Source organism: Shewanella putrefaciens (assembly GCF_016406305.1).
In the GTDB taxonomy this organism is placed as follows: Bacteria; Pseudomonadota; Gammaproteobacteria; order Enterobacterales; family Shewanellaceae; genus Shewanella; species Shewanella putrefaciens_C.
In genome coordinates, this window is the sequence record NZ_CP066369.1 from 415193 (window position 1) to 431630 (window position 16438).

Sequence of the window (16438 nt, forward strand, 5' to 3'; positions counted from 1 at the left end):
ACAGAGGAGAAGTTAATGCAACCTTTTACGACCCATACCGGGCTTGCGGTGATGATAGACAGCACCAATATCGATACGGATCAGATCATCCCGAAGCAGTTTTTGTCTAAGGTGACCCGCGATGGTTTTGGCGTGCACTTATTCCACGACTGGCGCTATTTAGATGAGGCGGGCGATGTGCCCAATCCTGAGTTTTCATTGAATCAACCCCGTTATAAAGGCGCGTCGATTCTTTTATCGCAGGAAAACTTTGGTTGTGGCTCGAGCCGTGAACATGCGCCTTGGGCGCTGGCGGACTTTGGTTTGCGTGCCATTATAGCCCCGAGTTTTGCCGACATTTTTTACGGCAACTCAATCAATAACGGCCTATTGCCTGTGGCGTTAACCCACGCGCAGGTGCGTCAGTTGATGGATGAAGTGGCGGCAGAAGAAGGCGCGCAAATCACGGTTGATCTCACAAGCTGTAAAGTGATTTCACCGTCGGGTGCTGAGTTTAGTTTTACGCTAGCAGAGTCGGCAAGACATAAGTTACTCAATGGGTTAGATGCCATCGGGCTGACCATGTCCCACGGGGCGCAGATTGAACAATATGAAACCCAAATAGAAGGCTGGCGCCGTTAGGTTTTCAGCGCACATTTGTACCATCTGATGGATGTTGATAATGCGCCTAGATGAAAATCTAGGCGTTTTTGTTCCTTTCTATTAAATGCCTATTAGTTAACGTATTGTATTTAATGTTTATTTAAACTGATTGTTCTATCTAAATATAAAATCATTCAGATGTTAGTGATTTATGCTAAATGTGGCTAAGAAAAATGAGTTACAGTTGTTTATGGTTTTTATTTATTTAATTCATTGATATTAATATATTTATTGGTTTTATTGCTTTTTTGGTTTTCTCCAATAGCGAGTTTTAAGTCTAGTGATGACTGTGTTTTGATGTTTGAATATTGATCTTTATCACTAAAAATATCCAATATTGGAATTTATTTAGTTTTTTCATCTGTTTTATCTCCTTTGGTTGCAAACATCTTCTGCATAAGTAAACTGCTGCGCATTCAATCTGGAGTGTTTGCTCTATTTTGCCTGAATGCCGCAGTACTCATTTAAGTAGTACAGATAACAATAAGATGATTAGAGAATGATAATGCAAAAACGTCTTCTGACTTTGGCTGTCACTGCAGCCTTGTTAAGTTCAACGACTCAACTCCATGCCGCAGGTTTTCAATTAGCCGAATATTCTGCCACAGGGTTAGGCCGCGCCTTTGCGGGTGAAGCCGCTATGGCGGATAACGCTTCGGCTCAAGGTCGAAATCCAGCCATGCTAACTTACCTTGAAGGTCGTCAGCTCTCTGCGGGTGGTATTTATGTGATGCCAAATGTCGATGTGACTGGTGATGTGAGCCTAAGCTCACCGTTGCTTGGCCCAGATCCTGTCGTTATGAAAGGTGGCGATGCGCTGGATGTGGCCGATGATGCGCTGGTACCTAACTTTTATTATTCAAATCAGCTAAATGATCAATGGACTTGGGGTCTAGCGGTAAACTCTAACTATGGCCTCGCCACTGAATTACCCGCGACCCACGCCGCGGCTATTTTTGGTAATAAGACTTCGGTAACGACCGTTGAGTTTAATCCCAATATTGCTTACCGCATCAATGATGCTGTTAGCGTCGGTGCTGGTGTACGGATCGTTTATGGTGAAGGTGAAATCGGGGCCTCATTACCCGGTTGGGTCGATGGCATTAAACTGGCTTTGCCTCCTCAGGTTGCTGGTATGTTACCTCCAGGAGGCACTGAGCTTAAGAGCATGGAGGGGGATGATGTAGGTTATGGTTGGCAGTTAGGTGCAAGCTGGCAGATTAACCCCGCTCACCGTTTAGGTTTTGCCTACCACAGTGGCGTTAAATTAGAGCTAGATGGGCACGCTTCAGGTGTGATTTATACCGGCGGCAAAGATGTGTCTATCGAAGGGTATTTACCGCTTGAATTACCAGCCTTTGCAGAAATTGCTTCCCATCATCAACTGACCGACAACTGGGCCATGCACGCGAGCGTGAATTGGACCGATTGGAGTGTATTCGATCAACTGGTGGCCTATTTCCCCGGCGAGGTTAAACCTAAGGGTGACTTAGAGTCTGATTTAGTTAAAGAAGAACACTTCGAAGATAACTGGCGTTTCGCGTTGGGAACGACCTATCAAGTGAATAATGCTTGGTTAGTGCGTGCCGGTGTCGCTTTAGATAAAACGGCGGCAAATGACGAGTGGCGCACAACCACAATTCCAGACTCTGACCGTCTGTGGTTCTCTGTCGGTGCGGGTTATCAGGCTACTAAAAATCTGAACCTTGATTTTGCTGTGACTTATATTAAAGCGACTGGCGATGCGCCAATCAACGAACAGCAAAACCTATTGAACCTAGCGACTGTTAACTTTAACGGCGAAGCAAGCGGCGATGTATGGCTTGCGGGTATCCAAATGAGCTATAAGATGTAAGTTCAGTATGTTAAAAAAGCCCTGAATCTTCAGGGCTTTTTTATGGCTATAGCATGGTGGCGTTATCTTGTTTTACGGCTTGCTTGCTGGTCACCGCGGAAAATTGCGAATATATTCATTGCATAAGTAGTGGATCATGTTAATTCTCGCCAGCATAAAAAAGTGGCTGAGAGTTTAGATAGGATAGTAGCGTGCAGAAAAAATACGTGGTGGCCTTAGATCAAGGCACGACCAGTTCAAGGGCGATAGTGTTCGATCACGATGCCAATATTGTTAGCGTGTCCCAGCGGGAATTTACCCAGTTGTACCCTAATCCGGGTTGGGTCGAGCATGATCCTATGGAGATTTGGGCAAGCCAAAGTTCAGTGTTAGTTGAAGCGCTGGCGCGTGCGGGGATCCACAGCGATGAAGTGGCGGCCATTGGCATTACCAATCAACGGGAAACCACTGTTATATGGGAGAAGGCCACAGGTAAACCTATTTATAACGCGATAGTGTGGCAGTGCCGTCGCAGCGCTGAGATTTGTGAGCAACTCAAAGCTCAAGGGTTAGAAGAATATGTGCGTGAGAATACCGGTTTATTGCTCGACCCTTATTTTTCAGGCACTAAGATTAAATGGATCCTCGACAATGTGCCCAACGCCCGTGCGCAAGCCGAGCGCGGTGAGTTGTTATTCGGCACTATCGATACTTGGCTGGTGTGGAAGTTAACCGAGGGTAAAGTGCATGTCACCGATCCCACCAATGCTGCTCGCACGCTGCTGTTCAATATCCATAGCCTCACTTGGGATGATAAGTTGCTAAAGGCCTTAGACATTCCTTTATCTTTGTTGCCCGAAGTTAAACCTTCCTGCAGTGTGTATGGCACTACACGGATTGCCGGTGAAGGCAGTGAAATCCAAGTCGCGGGGATGGCGGGGGATCAACAGGCGGCACTTTTTGGCCAGCTATGTGTCGAGCCCGGCATGGCGAAGAATACCTATGGCACAGGCTGTTTTTTGTTGATGAATACCGGGACTAAAGCGGTGCACTCAAACCATGGGTTACTGACCACAGTTGCTGTGGGGCCTAAGGGTGAAGTGAACTATGCCCTCGAAGGTTCAGTCTTTATGGGCGGCGCGACCATTCAATGGCTGCGGGATGAACTCGGGCTTATTCGTGATGCCAGCGATACCGAGTATTTTGCCTCTAAGGTTGCCGATACCAATGGCGTATATCTGGTACCCGCTTTTGTGGGACTCGGTGCGCCCTATTGGGACCCCAATGCCCGTGGCGCGCTATTTGGGTTAACCCGTGGCGCCAATCGTAATCATATTATTCGGGCGGCGTTAGAATCCATCGCTTATCAGAGTAAAGATTTACTCGATGCCATGATCAAAGACAGTGGCGTCAGCCTTAAGCGTTTGAAGGTGGATGGTGGCGCGGTCGCCAATGACTTTTTAATGCAGTTTCAAGCGGATATTACCGATGTTGAAGTGCTAAGGCCAAGCGTTTGTGAGACAACGGCTTTGGGCGCGGCATTCTTAGCTGGGCTGGCGGTGGGTTTTTGGGAGAGTGTGATAGAGCTTGAGCATAAGGCCTGTATCGATAAGCATTTTATCCCCAATATTGACGCCCAGACTCGGGCGAGCTTATACGCAGGTTGGCAGGATGCGGTCGCTAGAACCCGCGCTTAAGCGATTGGAGTATATCAATCACATTTTAATACGATTGGTATTAAGATGGGTTGAGCTTTGAGATTGGGTTCGTTTGAAATGTGACTCGATTGCCGCTAAGAAAAAGGCGCAAATTCCATTGAATTAGCGCCTTTTCGTTTTATATCAGTACGGGTTTAGACTTCAACATCAATAATATGTTGACTCGATTGCTTGTTGATTTCCGCCGTATCGTCAGTCACCTCAAGCACTAGACCCTCTTTTAATTTCTCTGGCTTATCGGACGCGCGGCGCTTTTTATTGCGCTTGGCATCGGATTCTTTGCGTCTGTCCCTGACTGTGGCATCACGACCCTCTATGGTTGGGGGGAGTTGCGATTGGGGTGATTCATGGCTATCAGGTGCATTCGCAGTGGTACTGCTTACCTGATCGACGACCCGTTTAGGGTGAAATACCGCTTTTGCTGGCTGTGCCAACATGGCATAAATACTGTCCAATCCACTCATAACGCCTCCTTTTTTAAGCCACTTGGCATTCTATCGGCAGGAGTTGATTAATATTTAGACTATACACCGTTTAAAATCCTTTGGCGATTTGCTGCGATGAGCAAAAACTGGATGTCTGCCATATCGGCGCATTCAGGTTGCGATCGGCATAAGAGTGGATCCTTCGTTAGCAACAGTGTTTTTGGGTCTAGCCTTAGGTTAACAGAGAGCGATCTTTGATCTTTCTCGCAATCATTAAATAAATTTCTTAGTCGAAGCTTTTGGCCAAAAATAAATATTTAGCGATTTATGCTGAATCAGGTGATTTTGTGGCGCTGACGACAATTGAAATTGAAGCCATATTTTATCGCAATGCATGCGTCTATCGTGATTTATCCCAAGGCCAAAGCCTGCAATTACAGAAATTCAACTGCATAATTTGTATTGCAACTGCCTGAAAGCTAACGATTGCTGCTTATTTGCCCTCTACTTATCTTCCTCCTTTCCATCGTTTAGCCGATTTTATACCGATTTTTTTGTCAAAACTTTGTCACTAGGTTATAGGGGCAACATGCTGCTAACCCGCTTGCCGACTGGCTTTATAAAAGGATCCCATCCCTTGACAATGCTTGTCCACTGTCCCTAAACTTAGCAGTTGTGGGAAATAGTGGATATTTGTGGATCAAAAATCAAAGGATAGGATGAATTAGCGTGTTTCGTGGAGCCAGTGCCATCAACCTAGATACAAAGGGACGGATCGCTATTCCAGTGCGATACCGCGAACCTTTGCAGCTAGAGCACCAGGGCCGCATCGTGATTACCGTCGATATTCAATCCGCCTGTTTACTCTTGTATCCAATCCATGAATGGGAATTGATCGAAGCTAAGTTGCTAAAGCTTTCAGATACCGACCAAACCCAGAGATCCTTAAAACGACTGTTGCTCGGTTATGCCCATGAGGTAGAACTCGACGGCAATGGGCGCATATTACTGCCACCGCCGCTGCGGCAATACGCCAGCTTAGATAAGCGCATCATGTTGGTGGGACAGTTAAACAAATTTGAGCTGTGGGATGAGCAAGCTTGGCTGCAGCAAATTGATGAGTGTCAGGAAACGATTCGAAGCGAGGAGCTTGCTAACAACGAGCGTCTGGCGGATTTTTCACTCTAACGCGTCGCATAACTAAATAAGAAGAGAGTAATGAGTCAGGAATTTGCCCATTTATCCGTTCTGCTAGAAGAAACGGTTGGCGGTTTGAACATCAAAGACGATGGCATCTATATCGATGGCACGTTCGGCCGCGGTGGTCATTCAAGACAAGTGTTGCAACGACTCGGTGCCAATGGCCGCTTGATTGCCATCGACAGAGATCCCCAAGCGATTGAAGCCGCAAAACAATTTAGCGACGATCCCCGCTTTCAAATCGTCCACGGTGGTTTTGGTCAGTTAGCCGATTATGTCGAGGAATTGGGCCTTGTCGGTAAAATTGATGGCGTGCTACTCGATTTAGGTGTGTCTTCACCTCAACTTGACGATGCCGAGCGTGGGTTTAGTTTCCTGCGCGATGGTCCACTCGATATGCGGATGGATAACAGCCAAGGTGAAACCGCAGCCCAGTGGATTGCCCGCGCTGAAATTGAAGATATGGCCTGGGTATTTAAAACCTATGGTGAAGAGAAAAACGCCCGCCATATTGCCCGCTGTATTGCTGCTGACCGTGACAAAACGCCATTTTTACGCACTAAAGATTTGGCCGATTTAATTGCCCGTATCACTAAGAATAAAGAACGCAATAAGCACCCGGCAACCCGTGTGTTCCAGGCAATCCGTATCTATATCAATAGTGAATTAGACCAAATAGATCAAGCTCTTGAGGGAGCGTTAACCGTACTTGCCCCACAGGGGCGTTTATCGATTATCAGCTTCCACTCCTTGGAAGACCGCATCGTTAAGCGTTTTATCCGTCGCCACAGTCAAGGCGAAAGCGTGCCCCACGGTCTGCCGATCACTGAAGATCAAATTAACAAGTCGCGCAAGCTGCGCGCCATTGGCAAGGCAATTATGCCGTCCGATGAGGAAATTGAACGCAATGCCAGGGCCCGCAGTTCGGTGCTACGCATTGCCGAGCGATTAGATTACTAAGGGGCAAACGCAGTGAGTAAGCCCTCTTTAAATCTGCCAAGGATCGTTTTGCACGATTTATGGCGTCACAAATGGATCTTGTTATTGGCTTTGCTCGTGTTAGGTCATGCCGTTGCTGTGGTTTATACCAGCCATGTTAGCCGTAAGCTCACGACCCAGTGGGACCAACTGCTACAGGAGCGGGACAGATTAGATATTGAGTGGCGCAATTTATTATTGGAAGAGCAATCGCAAACGGAACATAGCCGCATTACGCGTATTGCATCGAAGGAGCTCAACATGAGTCGCCCCTTGCCCAGCGAAGAAGTTGTGGTAAAGGTGCCGTGAGTATAGGGAAAATATGATTAGGCAAGCAAAAACCAAACAGGCGAGCAAAAAGCAAAAGCCACAACTTATCCACTGGCGTCTATACGTTGTGGTGGGGTTTGTGCTTGCGCTATTTTGCAGTCTAGTGGGACGCGCGGCCTATATTCAAATCATCGAGCCCGATAAGCTACGCCACGAAAGTGATATGCGCACCCTGCGCACCACCAGTCGTGAAGTGCAACGAGGTTTGATCACTGACCGTAATGGCGACATGTTGGCCGTCAGTGTGCCGGTGCGTGCGGTCTGGGCCGATCCTAAGCAAGTAAATGATAATAATGGTTTTGCCGATATGCGCCGTTGGCAAGCCCTCGCCGATGTACTGCATGAGCCTATCGAAGATGTGCTCGACAGGGTGCGCAGTAATCCCACTAAACGTTTTACCTACCTTAAGCGCCAAGTGACCCCCGCGGTGGCCGATTATATTACCCAGTTGAAATTACCCGGGGTGTTTTTAAAGTCTGAATCGCGCCGTTATTACCCAGGTGGCGAAATCACCGCCCAGTTGATTGGTATCACTAACATCGATGATGTTGGGATTGAAGGGGTGGAAAACGCGTACAACAGTTGGCTCACGGGCACGCCATCGAAGCAAAAAGTGCGTAAATCCCGTGATGGCCATGTGGTGGAGCGCCTCGATATCATTCAAGAAGGCGAGAGTCCAAATGATCTGGTGTTGAGTATCGATCATCGCATTCAACAACTTGCCTACCGTGAGCTGAAACGCACCACGGAAATGAACCAAGCGACATCTGGCTCGATTGTGGTACTCGATATCCACACAGGTGAAGTGCTGGCAATGGTCAACACGCCATCCTATAACCCTAATTCTCGGGATAATCTGCAAACCTTCAGAATGCGTAACCGCGCGATGACGGATACCTTCGAGCCGGGTTCAACCATTAAACCTTTTGTCGTGGCGGCGGCGCTTGAGGCGGGTACCGTTAAGTCGACCGATATTATCCCGACGTCCCCAGGTTGGATGCGCTTAGGTGGGCGTCAGGTACGCGACCCTAATAACTATGGTGATATGAGCTTGGCGCGTATTCTGGCTAAATCCAGTAACGTGGGTATCAGTAAATTAGCCCTATCTATTCCAGTACAACAGTTGCTGGGTACCTATCAATCTATGGGCTTAGGTAACTTTTCTGGGATTAACCTTGTGGGTGAAAGTGCGGGTTTGATCCAAGACAGGCACCGTTGGTCCGACTTTGAACGCGCCACCTTGTCCTTCGGTTACGGTTTAACGGCCACCACATTGCAGCTTGCACGCATGTACGCCACCTTAGGCAATGGCGGCACTTTATATCCTGTTTCTATTTTAAAGCTCAAGAAGCCGCCCGAGGGTGAACGGGTCATTTCACAAAATGTGGCCAATGATGTGCTGCAGATGATGGTCAGTGTTACCGAAAAAGGCGGCACGGGCACATTGGCCCATATCGATGGTTATCCGGTTGCGGGTAAGTCTGGCACTAGCCGTAAGGCAATTGCTGGTGGTTATGGTGATGATTATGTTGCTTTATTTGCGGGTGTTGCTCCTGCGAATAATCCTAGATTAGCGATAGTGGTGGTAGTGAACGAGCCTAAGGGCGATCTCTATTATGGTGGTTCAGTGGCAGGGCCGGCGTTCGCTAAAGTGATGTCCGGTGCACTGCAAATGCTAAATGTTGAACCCATTTCCGATAAAGAACAGGTGCAGTTGGCGGGTATCGCCGCAGGGAGAACAGAATGATGTTGTTACGGGATCTGTTAGCGCCTTGGTTTGAGTATTCGGGCAATCAGTCCTTCAATCATTTGACCTTAGATAGCCGCGCAATATGTCGCGGCGATGTGTTTTTAGCGCTGCCAGGGCACAAGGTGGATGGCAGACAGTTTATCGATAAGGCCTTAGCCCAAGGTGCCACCGCGGTGTTAGTCCATACGGACAACCCAAGTGAGCATGGCAAAGTGCTAACAAGCGAGCATGCTGAGCAAGGCGTACAGATTTATTTTTATCGGCTTAGCCAGCAGGTTTCGGCGTTGGCCGCCGTGCGTTACCCCGTGAGCCAAGGCCAATCCATGGGCGTTATCGGTATCACAGGAACGAACGGTAAGACCTCGACCAGTCAGTTAATCGCCCAGCTAACCACCTTATTAGCGCGCAAAGCGGCGGTAATGGGCACTTTAGGCAACGGCCTTTGGGGTGAGTTGGTCGATAGCGGCAATACCACGGCCGATGCCATTACCCTGATGCGCCAATTGCATGAATTTGAAGCGCAAGGTGTGAGCGTGTGCGCGATGGAGGTCTCGAGCCATGGTTTAGTCCAAGGCCGAGTCGATGCCGTGCCCTTCGATGTCGCCGTGTTTACCAATCTAACCCGTGACCATCTCGATTATCACGGCGATATGGAAAGCTATGCCGCGGCTAAACAAATGCTGTTTCGCTTCGATACCTTGCGTCACGGGTTGCTGAACTTAGATGATGCCGTTGGCGCCGTTTGGTTATCTGAACTGCAAAATGCCGCCGCTAAGATCTGGGGCTTTAGTATTGAAAGCCATCCGGAAGCCACCTTTTATACCAAAGCGGTGCAATTTAATGATCAAGGCGTGCTGGCCACATTAGTTTGGCCCGAGGGCGAAGTCGAAATCCGTTCTCCTTTATTAGGCGCGTTTAACCTATCGAATTTACTCGCGGCATTATCTGCCTTGTATTTACAGGGGATAGATATGCGGGCATTGGCTGAGCAGGTGCCTTATTTAGTGCCTGTGGCTGGCCGCATGGAGCGTTTTACTACGGTGGATAACATCACCTTAGTGGTCGATTATGCCCATACGCCCGATGCAATCGAACAGGCATTAAACGCCCTACGCCGCCACTGCACTAGTGAGTTATGGTGTGTATTTGGCTGTGGTGGTGACCGTGATAAGGGCAAACGTCCACTCATGGGACAAGCGGCGGAGCAATTTGCCGACCGCATTATGGTGACCAGCGACAATGCCCGCAGTGAAGATCCTAAGCAAATTATTGCCGATATTATCCAAGGGCTTATTAATCCAGAGCTCGCATTGACTCAGGTTGACCGTGTCACAGCCATTAAAGAGGTTGTGGCATTGGCTAAACCAGGGGATGTGATTTTGCTCGCGGGTAAAGGCCATGAAACTTACCAAGAGGCGGCAGGCGTGCGTTATGACTACGATGAACGCGCCCTGGCACGCCAGTTATCGGAGCAAACCAGATGATCCCTCTTTCCCTCGAGGCCCTATGCCAACACTTAGGCGAGCGTCGAGTCGGTGACGATGTCACCATCCAAGATTTAAGCAGCGATAGCCGTAAAATCGGCGCTGCAACCCTGTTTGTCGCCTTAAAAGGTGAGCGTTTCGACGGCCATGATTTTGCCGTGACGGCCATTGAGAACGGCGCAGCGGCATTAATGGTCGAGCGTGAGCTTCCCTTCGATATTCCGCAGCTTATCGTCGCCGATTGTCAAAGGGCCATGGGCGCGATTGGCGCTTATGTCCGTGACCAAGTGAATCCCATTTGCGTGGCATTAACGGGTTCTAACGGCAAGACCAGTGTGAAGGAAATGATTGCCACTATTCTGTCGGCTAAACATCAAGTGCTTTACACCGCGGGCAATTTTAATAACGAGATTGGCGTGCCCTTAACCCTGCTGCGCTTAACGCCTGCGGATGAATATGGGGTGTTTGAGCTGGGTGCTAACCATAAAGGTGAGATCGATTACACCTCAGGCTTGGTGCGTCCAAATGTAGCGCTGGTGAATAACGTTGGCAGCGCCCATTTAGAAGGGTTTGGTTCCCAGGCGGGGGTTGCACAGGCCAAGTCGGAAATTTTTAATCATTTGCAACAGGGTGGCACCGCCATTATCAACGCCGACGATGCCTTTGCGGATGTGATGAGGGTGAAGGCTAAGCACTATAAGCAACTGAGCTTTTCCCAGCAAGAAGGTGCGGCAAAACGGCATATCGATGTGATTGCAAGCGGGCATAAAGCGGATAAAGAGGGTTGTTATCGTTTTATGCTCAATTACTTAGGTGAGTCTTGCCCTGTGATTTTACCGCTGGCTGGCCGCCATCAAGTGAGCAATGCCTTAGCCGCTGCAAGTGTGTGTATTGCGCTGGGATTAAGCCTTGCCGAGATAGCGAATGGGTTAAGCCAATTGACTCCCGTGAAAGGGCGGATGCAGCCAACTCAATTAGGACGAATTCGTCTAATCGACGATAGCTATAACGCGAATCCTGTGTCTGTCGGGGCGGCAATCGCTTGGTTAAAGGAAATTTCTGAAAATCGTTGTTTGGTACTGGGAGATTTGGGCGAATTAGGCGACAATGCGCCCCTTTTGCACGCTGAGCTCGGACAGCTGGCCAAACAGCAGGGGATTGATGCGCTGTTTTGTACGGGGAATTTGAGTCAGCACACGAGCCAAGCTTTCGGGGCGGAGCACCATGACAGCGTGGCGACGTTAGTAGAAAAACTGATAAAACACATCAACCAGTTGCCGGGACAGGTGACGGTTTTAGTTAAAGGTTCACGTAGCGCCGCCATGGAGCGGGTCGTGGATGGCCTAACAGTAGCCTTCGGGCGTGGGGAGTTAGTGTAGATGCTGGTGTATCTGGCCGAGTATTTAACCCAGTTTCATACAGGGTTTAACGTATTTTCTTATGTGACATTTAGAGCCATTTTAGGCCTATTAACCGCATTAATTTTTAGCCTCTGGTGGGGACCAAAACTTATAGAACGTTTGCAGTTAATGCAAATTGGCCAAGTAGTGCGTAACGATGGCCCAGAATCACATTTTAGTAAACGCGGTACGCCAACCATGGGTGGTCTGCTGATCTTAGCCGCCATCTTTATCAGCGTATTGTTGTGGGGCGACCTAGGTAGCCGCTATGTGTGGGTGATGCTGTTTGTGCTCGGTAGCTTCGGCCTGATTGGCTTTATCGACGATTACCGCAAAGTGGTGCGTAAAGACACTAAGGGCTTGATTGCGCGTTGGAAATATATTCTGCAATCCTTAGCCGCATTGTTAATTGCCTTCTTTTTATATGCCACCGCAGCCAACCCGGGTGAAACCCAGCTAGTGGTGCCTTTCTTTAAAGACGTGATGCCGCAACTTGGCGCCGTATTTATTGTATTGGCGTACTTCACTATTGTGGGTTCGAGTAATGCGGTGAACTTAACCGATGGCCTCGATGGTTTGGCGATTATGCCGACTGTGATGGTCGCGGCGGCGTTTGCCTTGATTGCGTATTTATCGGGTCACGCTCAGTTTGCCAATTATCTGCATATCCCGCATTTGCCGGGGTCGGGTGAACTCGTTATCGTCTGTACCGCGATAGTGGGCGCAGGTTTAGGCTTTTTATGGTTTAACACTTACCCAGCGCAAGTCTTTATGGGCGATGTGGGTTCACTCTCATTAGGCGCAGCCCTTGGTGCGATTGCGGTATTAGTTCGCCAAGAAATCCTGTTAGTGATCATGGGTGGTGTGTTTGTGATGGAAACTGTGTCTGTGATCCTACAGGTGGGATCCTACAAGTTGCGTGGTCAGCGGATTTTCCGTATGGCGCCCATCCATCACCACTACGAGTTAAAAGGCTGGCCAGAACCCCGTGTGATTGTCCGCTTCTGGATCATCTCAATATTTCTGGTCTTACTCGGCTTAGCCACGTTGAAGTTAAGGTAATAGGTCATGCAAAATCAGTATTCACACATAGTGTTAGGTTTGGGGGCTACAGGGCTCTCTGTGGTGCGCTATTTGTGTGGAAAAGGCATTACGCCACTGGTCATGGATAGCCGCAGGCAACCACCGGGAGCCGATACCTTAGCGGCTTCTTTCCCTGAGGTGCAGTTGATTGCGGGCGGATTTGATTGCCGCTATTTAGTGCAGGCGACACAAATCATTATCAGCCCGGGGATTGCTATCGATACGCCAGAGGTGCGCGCCGCATTGGATATGGGCATTGAGGTGATTGGTGATGTCGAGCTATTTGCCCGTGAAATTGCCGATCGCAAACCCTGCGTCATTGGCATCACAGGTTCAAACGGTAAGTCGACCGTTACCACCTTAGTCGGTGAAGTGCTGCGCGAAGCGGGTATGGCGGTCGCCGTGGGTGGGAATATTGGTATCCCGGCTCTTGACCTGCTAAGCAACAATGCCGAGATTTATGTGCTTGAGCTGTCGAGCTTCCAGCTTGAAACCACCCACAGTTTGAACTGTGTGGTCTCAACTTGTTTAAATGTGACCGAAGATCATATGGACAGATACAGCGATATGGATGCCTATCGCAACGCTAAATTGCGTTTGTATCATCAGAGTCGCGCCATCCTCTTTAATCGTGACGATGCCTTAACTATGCCAACGGAACCGATGAACCAAAATAGTTTTGGTTTAGCGCCACCCGAAGGTGATGAATGGGGCATCAGCGATAGCAAGATTTACCATGGGCACAGTGAAATTATGCCGATCGCAGAAGTATCGCTGATTGGTAGCCATAACCACGCCAATTTACTTGCCGCCATGGCCTTAGTTGATGTGGTTGGCGTGGATAAGCAAGTGATGGCCAAAGTTGCTCGTACCTTTACCGGGCTTTCGCACCGCTGCGAAGTCGTGGGCGTTAAAGCGGGCGTCACCTATGTTAACGACTCAAAGGCCACCAATGTGGGCGCCACAGTAGCGGCGCTCGAAGGCTTAAGCGATCACTTAGGCGATATTATTTTAATTGCCGGCGGCGATGGTAAAGGGGCTGATTTTGGCCCACTCGTAGAGCCGTTAGCAGCAGTGACTCACCTGATTACCTTAGGCCGTGATGGTAATAAGATTGCCGCGCTTAAAGCAGGGGCGATTAAAGTCGACTCTATGGCTGCAGCAGTGACCAAGGCGGCAGAATTAGCCACATCCGGTGATATCGTTTTGCTGTCGCCCGCCTGTGCCAGCCTAGATATGTACAGTAACTTTATGGCCCGTGGTGATGATTTTAGAAGCCAAGTGGAGCAACTCGATGGCGAGTGATGCAAGACAACTTAGCCTGTTTGGGCGGGTGTTGAATGCACTCCCCAACTGGCAACGTGATACCGAAGTCCCGGGCGTGCAGTTGTACGACCGGGCTTTGCTCACGGCCGTGTTGTCTTTGATTGGCTTTGGTTTTGTGATGGTGATGTCGGCGTCTATGCCTGAGGCCCAGACGTTAACGGGTAATCCGTTTTACTTTATGACGCGCCATGTGGGCTATTTACTCGGTTGCCTCATCATTGCGGCGTTCGTGTTGCGGATTGAAATGCAAACTTGGCAGCGTATGAGTCCCATTATGTTGCTTGTCGTGGGGCTGATGCTAGTGGCGGTATTAGTGGTCGGGACCACAGTCAACGGGGCGACGCGTTGGTTATCCATTGGCCCGATCCGTATCCAAGTCGCGGAAGTGGCAAAGTTTGCCTTCTCTGTGTATATGGCGGGTTATTTGGTGCGTCGTCACCAGGAAGTGCGTGAAAATGCGAAGGGCTTCTATAAACCGATCGCGGTATTTGCAATCTACGCCATCTTGATTTTGATGCAACCAGACTTAGGGACTGTGGTGGTGTTGTTCGTCGGTACGGTTGGGCTGCTGTTTTTGGCGGGGGCGCGTTTGCTCGACTTCTTCGCCCTGATCTTTGCCGGAGTCCTAGCCTTCGTTGCCTTAGTGTTATTAGAACCTTACCGTATGCGCCGGGTTACTTCATTTATGGATCCTTGGCAAGATCCCTTCGGTAGTGGCTATCAGTTAACTCAATCTTTGATGGCCTATGGTCGCGGAGATTGGTTTGGTCAAGGGCTAGGTAACAGTATTCAAAAATTGGAATACTTACCCGAAGCCCATACCGACTTTATCTTCGCCGTGATTGGGGAAGAGTTAGGTTTTATCGGCATTATTGCCGTGTTATCCGTGTTGTTGTTTGTGGCATTGAGGGCGATTCGATTAGGCAATCTTTGCCTAGTGATGGATAAAGCCTTCGAAGGTTACTTAGCCTATGCCATTGGTATTTCTATTTGTTTCCAAACCGTAGTGAATGTGGGCGCCAGTATCGGCATGTTACCCACTAAAGGGCTAACACTGCCCTTTGTGAGCTACGGTGGCAGTAGTTTATGGGTCATGACGGTAGCGGCAATGACACTGCTACGCATCGATTACGAACGGCGCATGAGTTTAGTTCAGGCCGTACAAGGGAGATTAAAGTGATGACCCCAGCGGGTAAACGTATTTTAGTTATGGCAGGTGGCACGGGAGGGCATGTATTCCCGGCATTGGCCGTGGCTAAATATTTAGCACAACAGGGTTGGCAGGTGCGTTGGTTAGGCACGGCCGATCGTATGGAGGCGCGACTCGTGCCCCAGTATGGCTTTGATATTGATTTTATCGATATCAAAGGCGTTCGTGGTAATGGCTTAGTGCGTAAATTGGCGGCGCCCTTTAAAGTGGTGCGTTCCATTTTGCAAGCTAAGGCCGTCATCGCCGAGTTTAAGCCAGATGTGGTACTGGGCATGGGCGGCTTCGCCAGTGGCCCAGGCGGTGTGGCGGCAAAATTGGCGGGCGTGCCCTTAGTGCTGCATGAGCAAAACGCCATTCCCGGAATGACCAATAAGTTGTTATCGCGGATTGCGAGCCAAGTGCTATGTGCTTTTCAAAACACTTTTACCAAGGTGAAGGCAAAAGTCGTGGGCAATCCCATTCGCCGTGAGCTGATTGCCCTAGGCGCCGAGCCTAAGCAAGTTGCCGATGATGCCCTAAAAGTGCTCGTCGTGGGTGGTAGTCTGGGTGCGAAAGTTTTTAACGATTTAATGCCAGAGGTGGTTGCGGCGCTGAGTAAACAGCAATCGATTACTGTGTGGCATCAAGTGGGTAAAGATAATCTTGCCAGTGTAAAAGCGGCTTACCAGCAGCAGGGGCAAGATGGCGGAGTGAATGTCGCCGAATTTATTGACGATATGGAGGCCGCCTATCGCTGGGCGGATGTGGTATTGTGCCGTGCCGGCGCGCTGACGGTATCTGAGTTAGCGGCGGTAGGGCTGCCAAGCATTTTGGTGCCTTATCCCCATGCGGTAGATGATCACCAAACCCGTAATGCCCAGGTTTTGGTTGAGGCTGGCGCCGCTTTCCTATTGCCGCAGGCCATCTTGGACGTGAACAAACTGGTGGGTAAATTACAGTTACTTGCCAATGATAGAGCAGAATTAGCCCATATGGGCCAAAGAGCGAGGGACGTTGCCGTGTTGGATGCAACCGAGCAGGTCGCCCAAGTGTGTATCACCCTCGCCGAGAAAGGATAA

14 protein-coding genes are annotated in these 16438 nt (G+C 49.3%); 13 read left to right on the plus strand and 1 reads right to left on the minus strand.

The genetic code is table 11. The features are described 5' to 3' along the window. The first annotated feature begins 15 nt into the window (after nt 1-15). The 3 genes from leuD to glpK all read left to right on the plus strand — a co-directional run bounded on the left by leuD (nt 16) and on the right by glpK (nt 4173). Nucleotides 16-621, plus strand: a complete 606-nt coding sequence (gene leuD / locus JFT56_RS01860) for a 3-isopropylmalate dehydratase small subunit (RefSeq protein WP_198782046.1) — start codon at nt 16-18, stop codon at nt 619-621. 526 nt (nt 622-1147) lie between these two features. Then, nucleotides 1148-2497: an outer membrane protein transport protein gene (locus JFT56_RS01865; protein ID WP_198782047.1), complete on the plus strand. Its 1350-nt coding sequence runs from the start codon at nt 1148-1150 to the stop codon at nt 2495-2497. Nucleotides 2498-2688: 191 nt separating this feature from the next. Continuing rightward, nucleotides 2689-4173, plus strand: a complete 1485-nt coding sequence (glpK, locus tag JFT56_RS01870; RefSeq protein WP_198782048.1) for a glycerol kinase GlpK — start codon at nt 2689-2691, stop codon at nt 4171-4173. 155 nt (nt 4174-4328) lie between these two features. Here glpK and JFT56_RS01875 read toward each other — a convergent pair whose 3' ends face one another. After that, on the minus strand, nt 4329-4658 hold the full coding sequence (locus tag JFT56_RS01875; protein ID WP_198782049.1) for a hypothetical protein: 330 nt from the start codon (nt 4656-4658) through the stop codon (nt 4329-4331). Nucleotides 4659-5348: 690 nt separating this feature from the next. Here JFT56_RS01875 and mraZ point away from each other — a divergent pair. Genes mraZ through murG form a run of 10 tightly spaced genes read left to right on the plus strand, consistent with a single transcriptional unit; the run spans nt 5349 to nt 16438 of the window. Next, on the plus strand, nt 5349-5807 hold the full coding sequence (gene mraZ / locus JFT56_RS01880) for a division/cell wall cluster transcriptional repressor MraZ (protein ID WP_198782050.1): 459 nt from the start codon (nt 5349-5351) through the stop codon (nt 5805-5807). A gap of 30 nt (nt 5808-5837) precedes the next feature. Beyond that, nucleotides 5838-6779 (plus strand): 16S rRNA (cytosine(1402)-N(4))-methyltransferase RsmH, encoded by a 942-nt coding sequence (rsmH, locus tag JFT56_RS01885; protein WP_198782051.1) that lies wholly within the window; start codon nt 5838-5840, stop codon nt 6777-6779. 12 nt (nt 6780-6791) lie between these two features. After that, nucleotides 6792-7106 (plus strand): cell division protein FtsL, encoded by a 315-nt coding sequence (gene ftsL / locus JFT56_RS01890; protein ID WP_198782052.1) that lies wholly within the window; start codon nt 6792-6794, stop codon nt 7104-7106. A 13-nt stretch (nt 7107-7119) separates the two neighbouring features. After that, complete coding sequence (locus JFT56_RS01895) at nt 7120-8874, plus strand: penicillin-binding transpeptidase domain-containing protein (RefSeq protein WP_198782053.1); 1755 nt, start codon at nt 7120-7122, stop codon at nt 8872-8874. Then, nucleotides 8871-10361 (plus strand): UDP-N-acetylmuramoyl-L-alanyl-D-glutamate--2,6-diaminopimelate ligase, encoded by a 1491-nt coding sequence (murE, locus tag JFT56_RS01900; RefSeq protein WP_198782054.1) that lies wholly within the window; start codon nt 8871-8873, stop codon nt 10359-10361. The genes JFT56_RS01895 and murE overlap by 4 nt, the downstream gene beginning before the upstream one ends. Beyond that, on the plus strand, nt 10358-11740 hold the full coding sequence (locus JFT56_RS01905; RefSeq protein WP_198782055.1) for a UDP-N-acetylmuramoyl-tripeptide--D-alanyl-D-alanine ligase: 1383 nt from the start codon (nt 10358-10360) through the stop codon (nt 11738-11740). Before murE ends, JFT56_RS01905 begins: the two co-directional genes overlap by 4 nt. After that, nucleotides 11741-12823: a phospho-N-acetylmuramoyl-pentapeptide-transferase gene (gene mraY, locus JFT56_RS01910; protein ID WP_198782056.1), complete on the plus strand. Its 1083-nt coding sequence runs from the start codon at nt 11741-11743 to the stop codon at nt 12821-12823. 6 nt (nt 12824-12829) lie between these two features. After that, nucleotides 12830-14149 carry a UDP-N-acetylmuramoyl-L-alanine--D-glutamate ligase gene (gene murD, locus JFT56_RS01915; protein ID WP_198782057.1) on the plus strand — a complete coding sequence of 440 codons (1320 nt, stop codon included), beginning with the start codon at nt 12830-12832 and terminating at the stop codon, nt 14147-14149. After that, nucleotides 14139-15350 carry a cell division protein FtsW gene (gene ftsW, locus JFT56_RS01920; protein WP_198782058.1) on the plus strand — a complete coding sequence of 404 codons (1212 nt, stop codon included), beginning with the start codon at nt 14139-14141 and terminating at the stop codon, nt 15348-15350. The genes murD and ftsW overlap by 11 nt, the downstream gene beginning before the upstream one ends. After that, nucleotides 15350-16438, plus strand: coding sequence for an undecaprenyldiphospho-muramoylpentapeptide beta-N-acetylglucosaminyltransferase (gene murG, locus JFT56_RS01925; protein WP_198783473.1), 1089 nt, complete (start codon nt 15350-15352; stop codon nt 16436-16438). The genes ftsW and murG overlap by 1 nt, the downstream gene beginning before the upstream one ends.